We start from the raw sequence: 14303 nt of genomic DNA, 5'->3' as shown, positions 1-14303 counted from the left end.
TCTACAACGCTTGGCGGGCCGCGGGCGCTGTCATCAGACTGACGCACGCTTGTCATGGGCTATTAATCGCCAAGGCGCAAGCTCGCCAAAACAGCGTCGAGGGATGCCCATGACCCGTGCCGAGTTCACCAAGCCCAGCCGCAAGCAACGGGTGCGAACCCTGTGGATTTCCGACGTGCACCTGGGCACTCGGGATTGCCAGGCCGAACACCTGTCGCACTTTCTCAAGGGCTACCACGCCGACAAGGTCTACCTGGTCGGTGACATCATCGACGGCTGGAAACTGCGCGGCGGCATGTATTGGCCTCAAGCCCACACCAACGTGATCCGCCGCTTGCTGACCATGGCCAAGCGTGGCACCGAGGTGATCTATGTCACCGGCAACCATGACGAGTTCCTGCGCCGCTATTCCAAGCTGATCCTGGGCAATATTCAGTTGGTCGATGAGGCTGTACACGTCACCGCCGATGGCCGCCATTTGCTGGTGATTCATGGCGACCAGTTTGATGTGATCACGCGCTATCACCGCTGGCTCGCCTTCCTCGGCGACTCGGCCTACGAATTCACCCTGACGCTGAACCGCTGGCTGAACCACTGGCGTGCGCGGTATGGCTACGGTTATTGGTCGCTGTCGGCGTACCTGAAACACAAGGTCAAGACGGCGGTGAGTTTTATCAGCGATTTCGAAGAGGCGATCGCCCACGAGGTGACCAAGCGGGAATTGCACGGGGTGGTGTGCGGGCATATTCACCATGCCGAGATTCGCAAGGTAGGCGAGGTGGATTACCTCAACTGCGGGGATTGGGTGGAGTCGTGCACGGCGTTGATCGAGCACTGGGATGGGCATATCGAGTTGTATCGGTTGGCGGATGCGCAGGCCAAAGAGGCACTGCTAAAGGCCGAAATGGTCGCTGGCTGAACCTGTGGCGAGGGAGCTTGCTCCCGTGACGGCCTGACAGCCGACGCTGATCTACCTGACACCCCACGATTCAAATGTGGGAGCGGGCTTGCCCGCGATGGCGGCGGGTCAGGCAATTAATCTGCAACTGAACCACCGCCATCGCAGGCAAGCCAGCTCCCACAGTTAATCCTGTTGCTTCAGTTGGAAACGTCGGCGATGGCTTGAGCCAGCAACGTCAAGCGCGTCGCATCAACCCCAGCCACGTTAGCCCGCCCCGAACTGACCATATACACACTGTGCTTTTCGCGCAGTTGCTTGACCTGCTCGGCACTCAAGCCGGTATAGGAAAACATCCCACGCTGCGCGCCGATATGTGCGAATTTCTCGGCCAGGCCATGGGGCGCAAGCGCTTCCACCAATCCTGCGCGCAAATGGGCGATCCGCGAACGCATGGCCTCGACTTCCTCGCTCCACTGCTTTTTCAACTGTGCATCACCGAGGATGGTCGCCACCACGGCGGCACCGTGATCCGGCGGTGTCGACCACAGGTTGCGAGCGATATTCGCCAGTTGGCTACGCACATCGGTGAGCTTTTCAGCATCCGCCGCACACACGATCAATGCACCCACGCGGTCGCGATACAGGCCGAAGTTTTTCGAGCACGAACTGGTGATCAGCACTTCCGGCAGCTCGGCGGCAAACAGGCGCACCGCCCAGGCGTCCTGCTCCAGGCCATCGCCAAAGCCCTGGTAGGCAAAGTCGATCAGTGGCAGCAACTGGCGTTCCCGCACGATCTGCAACACCTGGCGCCAGTCATCCTGAGACAGGTCAAAGCCGGTCGGGTTATGGCAGCACGCGTGCAGCAGCACCACGTCACCCTTGGGTACCGTGGACAGGGTTGCCAGCATCGCCGCCACATCCAGGCGGTTGTCACTGCCCACGTAAGGGTAATGGCTGACCTTGAGCCCGGCCTTGGCAAAAATGGTTTCGTGGATCGGCCAGGTCGGGTTGCTCAGCCACACGCCACGGCCCGGCAGGCTGTGGGCGATAAAGTCGGCACTCAAGCGCAGCGCGCCGGTGCCGCCTGGGGTTTGCGTGGCGCCAGCGCGGCGGTCACGCAGCAAGGCCGAGTCGGCGCCGAGCACCAGTTGGCTGATCAGGCTGCCGAAGGCTGCATCGCCATGGCCACCGATATAGGTTTTGGTCACTTGAGTGTCGACCAGGCGCTGTTCCGCCAGCTTCACCGAGTGAGGAATCGGCGTGAGGCCTTGGTCGTCCTTATAGACACCTACGCCCAGGTCGAACTTGTTCGGGTTGGCGTCCTGGGTATACAGGTCCATCAGCCCGAGGATCGGGTCGCCGGGCACGCGGTCGATGGCATCGAAATGCATTACTTGCGGCCCTCGGCGGTCTTGGCCACTTCGTCGGTGCGCGCGGCCATGATGAAGTCGTTGCGGTGCAGGCCCTTGATGGAGTGGCTCCACCAGGTCACGGTGACTTTGCCCCACTCGGTGAGCAGGCCTGGGTGATGGCCTTCGGCTTCGGAGATTTCACCCATGGCGTTGGTGAAGGCCAGGGCGAATTTGAAGTTCTTGAACAGGAAAACCTTTTCCAGCTGCATCACGCCGTCGCGCACTTCGATGTTCCAGTCAGGGATCTGCTTGATCAGCACCGGCAGTTCTTCATCGCTGACTTGCGGGGCATCGGCGCGGCAGGCTTCGCAGTGGGCTTGGTTCAAGGTGGTCATGGAAGGTGTCCTGAATTCGAATGATTGAAGGTCAGTGGCGTTACCCTAAAGCAACGCGGGGCCAGGGAACAGACTCACCTGGCCTTAAAACGTGAGGTTCACGCGGCTTTGGGCTTGGGTGGGAATTTCGGTGCGTGCAGACCCAACTGCATACCGCGCTCGACCATGCCCATGATGTCCTCCTGCGCCACGTCGAACAGGCGCTTGAGTTCGGGCAAGACGAAGTACAACGGTTGCAGGATGTCGATGCGATAGGGGGTGCGCATCGCTTCCAGCGGATCAAAGGCCTGGTGCTCAGGCTCGTCCGACAGGCAATACACACTTTCTTTAGGCGACGACAGAATGCCGCCACCGTAGATACGCCGGCCCTGGGGCGTGTCCACCAGGCCGAACTCGATAGTCATCCAGTACAGGCGCGCCAGGTACACCCGTTGCTCCTTGGTGGCCGCCAGGCCGAGCTTGCCGTAGGTGTGGGTGAATTCAGCGAACCAGGGGTTGGTCAGCAGCGGGCAGTGGCCAAAGATCTCGTGAAAAATATCCGGCTCTTGCAGGTAGTCCAATTCTTCACGGGTGCGAATAAAAGTCGCCACCGGAAACTGCTTGCTGGCCAGTAATTCAAAAAAGGTCTGGAAGGGTATCAGCGCCGGCACGCGGGCGACTTGCCAGCCGGTGGTGTCGGCCAGCACCTTGTTGATTTCGCCCAACTGGGGAATGCGGTCCAGAGGCAGGCCGAGCTTGTCGATACCGTCCAGGTATTCCTGGCAGGCGCGGCCCTCGATCACTTTCAATTGGCGAGTGATCAGGGTGTTCCACACCGCATGTTCTTCTGGCGGGTAGTGGATAAAACCTTGCGCATCGGGCTCGCGGGCCACGTAGTGCGTCTGCTTCATACGGCTCTCCTGCTAGGCATTCGTTCTTGTTATGTCCTGGGATGCTCCTATTGATAACCGGATAGGCGCCGGTTTCCATCAGCCTTAACGGACTAGCGTAGGAAAAATTACCGATTATCGTAAAGTATTCGTTACGACAGGCCCGCTCGTCGCAGCCATGGGCTGGGAAAAGTCACCGCGCTGTCACATAATCTTGACGACTATCTGCGCCCGGCGACAAAAAGACGCGGCGCCTACTCCCTTTTCGAGTCTTTCCATGCGTATCAAAGTGCACTGCCAGAACCGCATCGGCATCCTGCGGGACATCCTCAACCTGCTGGTGGAGTACGGCGTCAACGTCGCCAAGGGCGAAGTCGGCGGCGAGCACGGCAATGCCATCTACCTGTTCTGCCCCAACCTGGTGAACATGCAATTCCAGGCGTTGCGCCCGCAGTTCGAGGCGATTGCCGGGGTGTTCGGGGTCAAGCGGGTAGGGCTGATGCCCAGTGAGCGGCGGCATATGGAGCTCAATGCGTTGCTCGGCGCCCTGGAGTTCCCGGTGCTGTCCATTGATATGGGCGGCTCCATCGTGGCCGCCAACCGTGCGGCGGCGCAGTTGCTTGGCGTACGGGTGGATGAAGTGCCGGGGATTCCCCTGTCGCGTTACGCCGAGGATTTCGACCTGCCGGAACTGGTGCGCGCCAGCAAATCGCGAATCAATGGCCTGCGGGTCAAGGTCAAGGGCGACGTATTTCTGGCGGACATCGCGCCCCTGCAATCCTCCGAGCACGATGACAGTGAAGCCATGGCCGGCGCCGTGCTCACCCTGCACCGTGCCGACCGTGTCGGTGAGCGTATCTATAACGTGCGCAAGCAAGAGCTGCGCGGTTTCGACAGCATCTTCCAGAGCTCCAAGGTCATGGCCGCAGTGGTACGTGAAGCGCGACGCATGGCGCCCCTGGATGCGCCACTATTAATAGAAGGCGAAACCGGCACCGGCAAGGAGCTGTTGGCCCGGGCCTGCCACTTGGCCAGCCCGCGCGGGCAGTCGCCGTTGATGGCGCTCAACTGCGCGGGGTTGCCCGAGTCGATGGCCGAGACCGAACTGTTTGGCTACGGCCCCGGCGCATTTGAAGGGGCGCGGGCGGAAGGTAAGTTGGGCCTGCTTGAGCTGACGGCGGGCGGTACCTTGTTTCTCGATGGCGTGGGAGAAATGAGCGCGCGCTTGCAGGTCAAGCTGCTGCGCTTTCTGCAGGACGGTTGTTTTCGCCGGGTGGGCAGTGATGAAGAGGTGTACCTGGACGTGCGGGTGATCTGCGCGACCCAGGTAGATTTGTCGGAACTCTGCGCCCGGGGTGAGTTTCGTCAGGACCTTTATCACCGGCTGAATGTGCTGTCGTTGCATATCCCGCCGTTGCGCGAATGCCTGGATGGCCTTGCGCCGTTGGTCGAGCACTTTCTCGACCAGGCCAGTCGGCAGATCGGTTGCCCACTGCCCAAGCTTGCACCTGCGGCCATGGACAAGCTCAGCCACTACCACTGGCCGGGCAATGTGCGGCAGCTGGAAAACGTGCTGTTCCAAGCGGTGTCGTTGTGTGAGGGCGGTACGGTCAAGGTTGAGCATATTCGCTTGCCGGATTACGGCGTGCGTCAACCGCTGGGCGATTTTTCCCTGGAGGGTAGCCTGGAGGATATCGTCGGGCGCTTTGAAAAGGCGGTGTTGGAAAGCCTGTACGCCGAACACCCGAGCAGTCGCCAGTTGGGCAAGCGCCTGGGGGTGTCGCACACCACCATTGCCAACAAACTGCGTGATTACGAAGTGCTCAAGGCCGCCCGCAGTTAAAACGGTGGGAGCTGGCTTGCCTGCGATGGCGGACTGTCAGTTGGCATATCAGTGCCTGCCCAACCGCTATCGCAGGCAAGCCAGCTCCCACATTTGATCTCTACCGGTTTGAGGGCCGGTGTTTGCCGCAGGCGGCAGTAGTCCGCCGTTTTTTCGACTGTTTCTCCCCTGCCAATTTCACATACCTCCACGAAACCCCCGCCGCGCCTGGGTTTGCGTCTCTTTTGAAAAGTTGGTTCGCAAATTGCTTAAGCCTCCTCAGTACAGCGGTGGGCGGCAAGCGTCCGTCAGAAAGAGGATAGAGCGTGGACAAGTACCTTTATGTGGCAATGACCGGCGCCAGCCAGAATGCACTGGCGCAGAAGGCCCATGCCAACAATCTGGCGAACATTTCCACCAACGGCTTCCAGCGCGACCTGGAACAGGCGCGTTCGATGCCGGTGTTCGGTGACAGCTTTCCGGCGCGGGCGTTTGCCATGACCGAACGTCCGGCTACCGACTTTTCACCGGGCGCGATGATCGAGACCGGCCGCGACCTGGACGTAGCCGTCAGCGGCGACGGCTGGATGGCGGTGCAGACCCCCGATGGCGGCGAAGCCTACGTGCGCAGCGCCAGCATGAACGTGGATGCCTTGGGCGTGCTGCGTGCCGGCAACGGTATGCCGATCATGGGCAACGGTGGCCCGATCGCCGTGCCGCCCCAGCAGAAAATCGAAGTGGGTTCGGACGGCACTATCAGCATCCGCGCCATGGGCGAAGGCCCGCGAGTAATGGCTGAAGTGGACCGTATCAAGATGGTCCAGCCTGACCTCAAGAACATGACCAAGGGCCTGGACGGCACCATCCACACCAAGGATGGCCAACCGGCCCAGGCCGACGCGAACGTGCGGCTGACCTCGGGTTTCCTGCAGGCGAGCAACGTCAATGCCGTGGAAGAAATGACCGCAGTGCTGGCGCTGGCCAAGCAGTTCGAGCTGCACATCAAGATGATGAACAGCGCTAAAGAAGACGACCAGGCCATGACGCGCGTCATGCAGATGAGCTGATCCAAGCCCATTAACTAATTTGCAACGCAGCGCCAACCATCCGGCGCACGAAGGAGAACAGCATGCTTCCGGCTCTATGGGTTGCCAAGACAGGCCTGTCCGCCCAGGACACCAACCTGACGACCATTTCCAACAACCTGGCAAACGTGTCGACCACGGGCTTCAAACGTGACCGCGCCGAGTTCCAGGACTTGCTCTATCAGATCAAGAAGCAACCGGGCGCCCAATCGACCCAGGACAGCGAACTGCCGTCGGGCCTGCAACTGGGTACCGGTGTGCAGATCGTCGGCACCCAGAAAAACTTCAGCGCCGGCAACCTGCAGCAAACCGGCCAGCCCCTGGACATGGCGATCAACGGCCGGGGCTTTTTTCAAGTGCTGCAACCGGATGGCACCACTTCTTACACCCGTGACGGCACCTTCCACCTGGACTCCAACGGCCAGATCGTGACCGCCAACGGTTTCGCCCTGGAGCCTGCTGTCGTGGTGCCGCCCGACGCCAAGACCTTCACCGTTGGCAACGACGGCACCGTGTCCATCACCGTCGCTGGCAACCCAGCGTCCCAGGTGATCGGCAACCTGCAAACCGCCGACTTCATCAACCCGGCCGGCCTGCAGGCCATGGGCAACAACCTGTTCCTGGAAACCGCCTCCAGTGGCGCGCCGCAAATCGGCACCCCTGGCTTGAACGGCTTCGGCACCACGCTGCAAAGCACTCTGGAAACCTCCAACGTCAGCACCGTTGAGGAGATGGTCAACATGATCACCACCCAGCGCGCCTACGAGATGAACTCCAAGGTGATTTCCACCGCCGACCAGATGCTTTCGTTCGTTACGCAGAATCTGTAATCAAGTCTATGGGGCGCCCTTGAGGGGGCCTGCAACACCGTGAGGTTAGGGTCATGAATCGCTATGTTTGTGTGTTGGCATTGAGTGGGATCGCCGTGCTTGCGGGCTGTGTCGCCCCCACGCCAAAGCCCAATGACCCGTACTACGCGCCGGTGTTGCCACGCACGCCGCTGCCTGCGGCGGCCAACAATGGCTCGATCTACCAGGCCGGTTTCGAGCAGAACCTGTACAGCGACCGCAAGGCGTTCCGGGTCGGTGACATCATCACCATCACCCTGAACGAGAAGACCCAGGCCAGCAAGAACGCCAACTCGCAGATCGGCAAGAACAGCAAGACCAGCATCGGCTTGACCTCGCTGTTCGGCGGCGGCCTGAACACCAACAACCCACTGGGCGGTGGTGACCTGAGCCTGGACGCCGGCTACAGCGGCGACCGCGCCACCAACGGCAAGAGCGCGGCCGGGCAGGGCAACAGCCTGACCGGTTCGATCACCGTGACCGTCGCCGATGTATTGCCCAACGGCATCATTGCCGTGCGCGGTGAAAAGTGGATGACTCTCAACACCGGCGACGAGCTGGTGCGCATCGCCGGCATGGTCCGCGCCGATGACATCTCCACCGACAACACCGTGCCGTCGACGCGCATTGCCGATGCACGCATTACCTACTCGGGCACCGGTTCGTTCGCCGATGCGAGCCAGCCGGGCTGGTTCGACCGCTTCTTCCTCAGCCCGCTGTTCCCTTTCTAGGTGGCCATTTTGAAGTTCAAACAGCTGATGGCGATGGCGCTTTTGCTGGCCTTGAGTGCTGTGGCCCAGGCCGAGCGCCTGAAGGACATCGCCAGTATTTCCGGCGTGCGCTCCAACCAGTTGATCGGCTATGGCCTGGTCGTGGGGCTCAACGGCACGGGTGACCAGACCACCCAGACGCCGTTCACCCTGCAAACCTTCAACAACATGCTCTCCCAGTTCGGCATCAAGGTACCGCCAGGCTCGGGCAACGTGCAGTTGAAGAACGTCGCGGCGGTGTCGATCAGCGCCGATCTGCCTGCGTTCGCCAAGCCGGGGCAGGTGGTGGACATCACCGTGTCGTCCATGGGTAACTCCAAGAGCCTGCGTGGCGGTACCTTGCTGATGACGCCGCTCAAAGGTATCGACGGCAACGTCTACGCCATCGCCCAGGGCAACCTGGTGGTCGGCGGTTTTGACGCCGAAGGCCGCGATGGTTCGAAGATCACCGTCAACGTGCCGTCGGCCGGGCGTATCCCCGGTGGCGCCACGGTTGAGCGCACCGTGCCGAGTGGTTTCAACCAGGGCAACAGCCTGACCCTGAACCTCAACCGCTCCGACTTCACCACCGCCAAGCGCGTGGTCGACAAGATCAACGACATGCTCGGCCCTGGCGTGGCCCAGGCCATCGACGGCGGCTCGGTTCGCGTCACTGCGCCTTTGGACCCGAGCCAGCGCGTGGACTACCTGTCGATCCTGGAAAACCTTGAAGTGGACCCAGGCCAGGCCGTAGCGAAAGTCATCATCAACTCGCGCACCGGCACCATCGTGATCGGCCAGAACGTCAAGGTCTCGCCAGCGGCGGTAACCCACGGCAGCCTGACGGTGACCATCACCGAAGACCCGATCGTCAGCCAGCCTGGGCCGTTGTCCGGTGGCCAGACTGCCGTGGTCCCGCGCTCGCGCGTCAATGCCCAGCAAGAAGCCAAGCCGATGTTCAAGTTCGGCCCCGGCACCACCCTGGACGAGATTGTCCGTGCGGTGAACCAGGTGGGCGCTGCGCCCGGCGACTTGATGGCGATCCTCGAAGCTTTGAAGCAGGCCGGCGCGTTGCAAGCCGACCTGATCGTGATCTGAGGCCATGGCCATGGATATGCGCAAGAGCGGCATCAGCAGCACAGCAGACTCGGGGTCTTACTCCGACCTGAACCGGCTTAACCAGCTCAAAGTCGGTGACGACAAAAACAGCGAAGGCAACCTGCGCAAGGTGGCGCAGGAGTTCGAATCGCTGTTTTTGAACGAGATGCTCAAGTCCATGCGCTCGGCCACCGATGCCCTGGGCAAGGACAACCCGTTGAACACCCCGGCCGCCAAGCAGTACCAGGAAATGTACGACCAGCAACTGGCGGTGTCGATGTCCCGCGAAGGTGGCGGTATCGGCCTGGCCGATGTGCTGATGCGCCAGATGCAGAAGAACAAGCCGGTGGAGGCCCAGGCCGCCACCTTGCAAGGCCCGGCGGCGGACGCGCCGGTGAAGAAAGTCGATGTGCCGACCGAGATTGCCGCCGGTACCCAGGCCGAAGGCCCGTTGGGCCGCTCCAATGGCCAGCGGCCTTTGTGGGCGTATCGCGTGGCCGTGCCTGAGGGCGCCAGCACCCATGCCAACGACATGGAACTGATGAACCAGCGCCGTATCGCCTTGCCCAGCAAGCTGGCCGACCGCCTGCTGGCGGGCATCGTGCCGAACGCTCCGGTCGAAGCCAAAGCCGCGCCCCTGCGTAACAGCGCTGCCGACGACACGGTCATCAACAGCAGCGCGCGTAGCTTTGCCGTGCCGAGCGGGCGCATGCAGGTGTATGGCCGCGCCATTGCCCAGCCACCGCTGGCGCCGGCCAAGAAAGCCTTCAGCTCCCAGGATGAATTTGTCGCCACCATGTTGCCGATGGCCAAGGCCGCTGCCGCACGGATTGGTATCGACCCCAAGTACCTGGTGGCCCAGGCGGCACTGGAAACCGGTTGGGGCAAATCAGTCATGCGTGCCGAAGACGGCAGCAGCAGCCACAACCTGTTCGGCATCAAGGCCGGGCAGAGCTGGCAGGGCGGTCAGGCCCGGGCGATCACCAGCGAGTTTCGCGATGGGGCGATGGTCAAGGAAACGGCGCAATTCCGTTCCTACAGCTCCTACCAGGACAGCTTCCACGACCTCGTGACCCTGCTGCAAAGCCATGATCGCTATAAAGAAGTTGTGAAATCAGCCGACAACCCGGAACAGTTTGTACGCGAGTTGCAAAAAGCCGGTTATGCAACCGACCCGGATTACGCCAGCAAGATTTCGCAGATCGCAAAAACCATGAACAGTTACCAGAACTACGCTGCCGCTGGCGCAACCACACATTTATAAGGTCTGAACCATGAGTTTGCTCAGTATCGGGATGTCAGGGCTCAATGCCGCTCAAGGATCGTTGTCGGTCTTGAGTAATAACATCGCCAACGCCAACACCTCGGGTTATTCGCGCCAGCAGACCACGCAGAATGCGAGTGCCAACAACCCCTACGGCGGTGTGTACATTGGCAGCGGCACCACGCTGGCGGATGTGCGTCGGGTCTATAACGAGTTCCTGGATGCGGCCTACCAGAACAGCACGGCGCTCAATAACGATGCCAAGGCTTATTCCAGCCAGGCCAGCGCCATCGACAAGACTTTGTCGGACAAGACAACCGGCATGTCTTCGGTGCTCAGCGCGTTTTTTGCCGCTGTGCAGACCTCCGCGGCCAACCCCAGCGACGTGTCTGCCCGGCAAGTGCTGCTGACCAGCGCCCAGACCCTGAGTAACCGTTTCAACGCCATCTCCAGCCAATTGACTCAACAGAAAGAGTCGATCAATGGCCAGTTGAGCACCATGAGTGACCAGGTCAACCAGTTGACCTCCTCGATTGCTTCGCTCAACAAGCAGATCACCCAGGCCCAGGGCTCAAGCAACAGCGCCCCGGCCAACCTGCTGGACGCCCGTAACGAGGCGGTGCGCTCGCTCAATGAACTGGTGGGTGTGACCACCAGTGAACAGAATGGCGTGTTCAGCGTCAGCACCGGTACTGGCCAATCCCTGGTATTGGGCGACCGGTCCAACACCCTCTCGGCAGTGCCGAGCGCTAGCGACCCAAGCCAGTACACCATTGCGCTCAATGCTGGCGGCGGTACGGCGATCGACCTGGGCAACGTGCTCAGTGGGGGCAGCATCGGCGGCCTGTTGCGTTATCGCAGTGATGCCCTGATGCCGGCCATCAATGACTTGGGGCGTATCGCCCTGGCGACAGCCGATACCATCAACAGCCAACTGGGGCAGGGCCTGGACTTGAACGGTGACTTCGGCTCATCGCTGTTCAAGGACATCAACAGCGCGGCGGCCATTGCTCAGCGCAGTCAGGGCGCGCTGGGCAACAGCACGGGCTCCGGCAATTTGAATGTGACCATTGCCGACACCAGCAAGCTGTCGACCTACGACTACAAAGTGACCTTTACCAGCGGCAACAACTACACGGTGGTGCGTTCCGACGGCAAGGCCATGGGCGCGTTCGACACCAATACCGCGCCGCCGCCGGTGATCGATGGCTTCACCCTGGCGCTGGATGGCAAGGGGCCGATGGCGGCGGGCGATAGTTTCAAAGTCAGCCCTACCGCCAGCGGTGCGACCAACATCGGCACGACTTTGACGGACGCCAATAAAATCGCGTTCGCCGGGCCATTGCTGGGCGAGGGCAGCAAGACCAACCAGGGTACCGGCACCTTTACACCGCCGACCCTGACCCTGCCTATCGATATTCATGGTGGCGCCGATACCGCGCAACTGCGTACCGGCATTGAGCACTCGATGCCAGTGAAGATGGTATTCGGCAAGCCGGCCGCCGACGGCACCCAGGGCTACACGCTCAACGATGCCCAGGGCAACCCGATTGGCACCGGCACCATCGTGCCGGGCCAAGGCAACAAAATCACGGTCGATGTACCGATGCGGGATGCCAACGGCACGCTGCTGGTGCCGGCCAAAAGCTTCAAGTTCGATACCACGGTCGCCGGGTCGCCCGCCGCTGGCGACAGCACCACGTTTTCCTTCAACGCCTCGGGCAAGTCGGATAACCGTAACGCCCAGGCGTTGCTCGACCTGCAAACCAAAGCCACCGTCGGCCTGTCCGATGGCAGTGGCGGCGGAGTGAGCCTGGTGGCGGCCAACAGTCGCCTGGTGTCGACCGTCGGGGCCAAGGCCGCGTCGGCCAATACCGACACCACGGCCACGGGCGCCTTGCTCAAGGCCAACCAGGATGCGCGCAACTCCGTGTCCCAGGTCAACCTCGATGAAGAGGCGGGCGACATGATCAAATTCCAGCAGTACTACACCGCCTCGTCGCAGATCATCAAGGCTGCGCAAGAAACCTTCAGCACGCTGATCAATAGTCTTTAAGGGAGTCTGGGACGATGCGTATTTCCACTGCACAGTATTTTGAAACCAGTGCCGCCAAGTACACGGACAACTATTCCAGCGTGGTGAAGGCCCAGGAGCAGGCCAGTTCCGGTGTGCGCGTGCAGACCGCAGCGGATGACCCGGTGGCGGCGGCGAGGTTGTTGTTGCTGCAACAGCAGAAGGACATGCTCGGGCAGTTCAACGGCAATATCACCAGTTTGAAGAACTCGTTGACCAACGAGGAAAGCGTATTGGGTGCAATCAACGAGGCGCTGCAGGCGGCCAGTACCTTGGCCATTGAAGCGGGCGGTTCGCGCAGCGATGCCGACCGCAAGTCGATTGCCGGCCAGATCGGTGCGCTTGAAGACCAAGTGCTGGGCTTGCTTAACAGCAAGGATTCCTCGGGCAACTATCTGTTTTCCGGCTCCAAGACCTCGACACCGCCCTATAGCCGTAACAGCGACGGCACCTACACCTATCAGGGTGATGAAACGCCGCTGAGCCTGCAGGTTTCCGATTCCCTGAGAGTCAGTGCCGGTGACACCGGCAAGAGCATCATGGACGGTGCCGTTAACTCGGGCCGCACCCAGGCGACCTGGATCGCACCTGCCATCGTGCCGCCGGCAACGGCGCCAGTGCCCAATGATCATAAAGTCTCAGTGTCGGCCGGCCTGGTGACTTCAGGCTCGGATTACACGAATAAATTCGCCGATGGCGAGCCATACAAGCTGACCTTTACCAGCAGCACCCAGTACAAGGTCTCCGACAAGAACGGTAATGACGTCACGTCGGAGATCCCTGGCAACGGCACCTTTGATTCCACCAAGGAAGGCGGCTCCACCGTGAGCCTGCGCGGCGTGAATTTTGATATTGCGGTGGATCTCAAGGATATAGCGACGGGGCCGGACGCCGATGCGTTGGTCAAGGACCGGTCGTTCAGCCTGGCCGCCAAGCCCGACACCTTCAGTGTTTCGCGCACGCCCAGTAATACCTCCACTGCGCAGCTGACGAATGCGCAGGTGAGCAACCCGGCCACCTATGCCAGTACGTTCCCGGCTAACAGCGGGGCGGTGATCAAGTTCACCAGTGGCACGGCGTATGAAGTCTATGCCCAGCCCTATAGCGCCGACAGCAAAGCGATCGCCACCGGCGACACCGGTGGCGGTACGACCGTGACGGCAGCGGGCGTGACCTTTGATGTCAGCGGCACACCGCAAGCCGGCGATCAGTTTGCGGTCGCTGCCAGCACTGCCAAGACCCAGAACGCGCTGGATACCCTGAGCCAACTGCGCAAGGCGCTGGAGCAACCGGCCGACGGCAACCCGGCGGCGATGGTCAAGCTCAAGGATGCGCTCGACGCCTCCATCAGTAATTTTGCCAATTCACGTGCCCAGGTCGACAACGTGCGCGGTTCCATCGGGGCCCGCGAAGCCGCGCTGGATATCCAGTCGGCGGAAAACATCAGTATCGGTACCGCAAACAAAAGCACCATGAGCGACCTGGCGAACATTGACATGGGCGAGGCGGCGATCAACCTCACGTTGCAGCAAACCATGTTGCAGGCCTCGCAACTGGCGTTCGTTAAAATCTCCCAGCTGAACCTGTTCAGCCGCATGTAATCGTCGCAATGAACAACGGCCTCCCCTGGCGACAGGGGAGGCCGTTGTCGTTTCTGGCCTGGAAATGTTGCCGGTTTTTGCACAAAGCGCGCAAAATTGAGTGACCTGTGAGTCATAAAGCGCATCTTCACTGTATCGTGTGAAAAGGATAAGTCGTCACAGGGCCTTTATCGGGCGGCTTTCAGCGAGATTTTCATGGGGTTATCCCCTTTATTGTCAGCACTCCCGGCGTAGTCCGAGGGGTG

General features: G+C 61.0%; 12 protein-coding genes. 9 read left to right on the top strand and 3 right to left on the bottom strand.

The genetic code is table 11. From position 1 onward, the window contains the following. Positions 1-109 precede the first annotated feature (109 nt). Positions 110-919, top strand: coding sequence for a UDP-2,3-diacylglucosamine diphosphatase (locus JJD66_RS09030; RefSeq protein ID WP_014719368.1), 810 nt, complete (start codon positions 110-112; stop codon positions 917-919). Positions 920-1098: 179 nt separating this feature from the next. On the opposite strand, the gene JJD66_RS09025 is transcribed toward JJD66_RS09030, so the two are convergent. From JJD66_RS09025 to phhA, 3 genes are all read right to left on the bottom strand, one after another. Next, the gene (locus JJD66_RS09025; RefSeq protein ID WP_200647983.1) at positions 1099-2292 is read right to left on the bottom strand and encodes an amino acid aminotransferase; all 1194 of its coding nucleotides are present in this window, start codon (positions 2290-2292) and stop codon (positions 1099-1101) included. Further along, positions 2292-2648 (bottom strand): 4a-hydroxytetrahydrobiopterin dehydratase, encoded by a 357-nt coding sequence (locus JJD66_RS09020; RefSeq protein WP_003192995.1) that lies wholly within the window; start codon positions 2646-2648, stop codon positions 2292-2294. The genes JJD66_RS09025 and JJD66_RS09020 overlap by 1 nt, the downstream gene beginning before the upstream one ends. 98 nt (positions 2649-2746) lie before the next feature. Further along, a complete protein-coding gene (gene phhA / locus JJD66_RS09015) occupies positions 2747-3538 on the bottom strand; it encodes a phenylalanine 4-monooxygenase (RefSeq protein WP_003192992.1) in 792 nt (263 codons plus the stop codon). 256 nt (positions 3539-3794) lie between these two features. Here phhA and JJD66_RS09010 point away from each other — a divergent pair, with 256 nt between their 5' ends. The 8 genes from JJD66_RS09010 (at position 3795) to JJD66_RS08975 (ending at position 14058) form a co-directional block, all read left to right on the top strand. Continuing rightward, on the top strand, positions 3795-5360 hold the full coding sequence (locus JJD66_RS09010) for a sigma-54-dependent transcriptional regulator (RefSeq protein WP_198716388.1): 1566 nt from the start codon (positions 3795-3797) through the stop codon (positions 5358-5360). A gap of 305 nt (positions 5361-5665) precedes the next feature. Further along, a complete protein-coding gene (locus JJD66_RS09005) occupies positions 5666-6406 on the top strand; it encodes a flagellar basal body rod protein FlgF (RefSeq protein WP_003192988.1) in 741 nt (246 codons plus the stop codon). Positions 6407-6468: 62 nt separating this feature from the next. Next, positions 6469-7254: a flagellar basal-body rod protein FlgG gene (flgG, locus tag JJD66_RS09000; RefSeq protein WP_003192986.1), complete on the top strand. Its 786-nt coding sequence runs from the start codon at positions 6469-6471 to the stop codon at positions 7252-7254. A 53-nt stretch (positions 7255-7307) separates the two neighbouring features. Beyond that, entirely contained in the window at positions 7308-8003 is a 696-nt protein-coding gene (gene flgH, locus JJD66_RS08995) for a flagellar basal body L-ring protein FlgH (RefSeq protein WP_034126774.1), read from the top strand. Between the two features lie 6 nt (positions 8004-8009). Continuing rightward, positions 8010-9119, top strand: coding sequence for a flagellar basal body P-ring protein FlgI (locus JJD66_RS08990; RefSeq protein ID WP_161793221.1), 1110 nt, complete (start codon positions 8010-8012; stop codon positions 9117-9119). Between the two features lie 4 nt (positions 9120-9123). Next, the gene (flgJ, locus tag JJD66_RS08985; RefSeq protein WP_105227626.1) at positions 9124-10383 is read left to right on the top strand and encodes a flagellar assembly peptidoglycan hydrolase FlgJ; all 1260 of its coding nucleotides are present in this window, start codon (positions 9124-9126) and stop codon (positions 10381-10383) included. A gap of 10 nt (positions 10384-10393) precedes the next feature. Then, on the top strand, positions 10394-12439 hold the full coding sequence (flgK, locus tag JJD66_RS08980) for a flagellar hook-associated protein FlgK (protein WP_034126776.1): 2046 nt from the start codon (positions 10394-10396) through the stop codon (positions 12437-12439). A gap of 14 nt (positions 12440-12453) precedes the next feature. After that, positions 12454-14058 (top strand): flagellar hook-associated protein 3, encoded by a 1605-nt coding sequence (locus JJD66_RS08975; RefSeq protein ID WP_198716389.1) that lies wholly within the window; start codon positions 12454-12456, stop codon positions 14056-14058. The last annotated feature ends 245 nt before the right edge of the window (positions 14059-14303 follow it).

It is taken from the genome of Pseudomonas sp. MF6751 (genome assembly GCF_016613265.1).
In the GTDB taxonomy this organism is placed as follows: Bacteria; Pseudomonadota; Gammaproteobacteria; order Pseudomonadales; family Pseudomonadaceae; genus Aquipseudomonas; species Aquipseudomonas fluorescens_BV.
Note: the sequence above shows the minus strand (reverse complement) of the source record. Positions and strands in the feature narration are given on the sequence as shown.

Excerpts from the sequence above, each read along its gene's own strand:
- JJD66_RS09030 (WP_014719368.1), top strand. The coding sequence starts at position 110 with ATGACCCGTGCCGAGTTCACCAAGCCCAGCCGCAAGCAACGGGTGCGA.
- flgH (WP_034126774.1), top strand. The coding sequence starts at position 7,308 with ATGAATCGCTATGTTTGTGTGTTGGCATTGAGTGGGATCGCCGTGCTT.
- flgK (WP_034126776.1), top strand. The coding sequence starts at position 10,394 with ATGAGTTTGCTCAGTATCGGGATGTCAGGGCTCAATGCCGCTCAAGGA.
- phhA (WP_003192992.1), bottom strand. The coding sequence starts at position 3,538 with ATGAAGCAGACGCACTACGTGGCCCGCGAGCCCGATGCGCAAGGTTTT.
- JJD66_RS08975 (WP_198716389.1), top strand. The coding sequence starts at position 12,454 with ATGCGTATTTCCACTGCACAGTATTTTGAAACCAGTGCCGCCAAGTAC.
- flgJ (WP_105227626.1), top strand. The coding sequence starts at position 9,124 with ATGGCCATGGATATGCGCAAGAGCGGCATCAGCAGCACAGCAGACTCG.
- JJD66_RS09010 (WP_198716388.1), top strand. The coding sequence starts at position 3,795 with ATGCGTATCAAAGTGCACTGCCAGAACCGCATCGGCATCCTGCGGGAC.
- flgG (WP_003192986.1), top strand. The coding sequence starts at position 6,469 with ATGCTTCCGGCTCTATGGGTTGCCAAGACAGGCCTGTCCGCCCAGGAC.
- JJD66_RS09025 (WP_200647983.1), bottom strand. The coding sequence starts at position 2,292 with ATGCATTTCGATGCCATCGACCGCGTGCCCGGCGACCCGATCCTCGGG.
- JJD66_RS09020 (WP_003192995.1), bottom strand. The coding sequence starts at position 2,648 with ATGACCACCTTGAACCAAGCCCACTGCGAAGCCTGCCGCGCCGATGCC.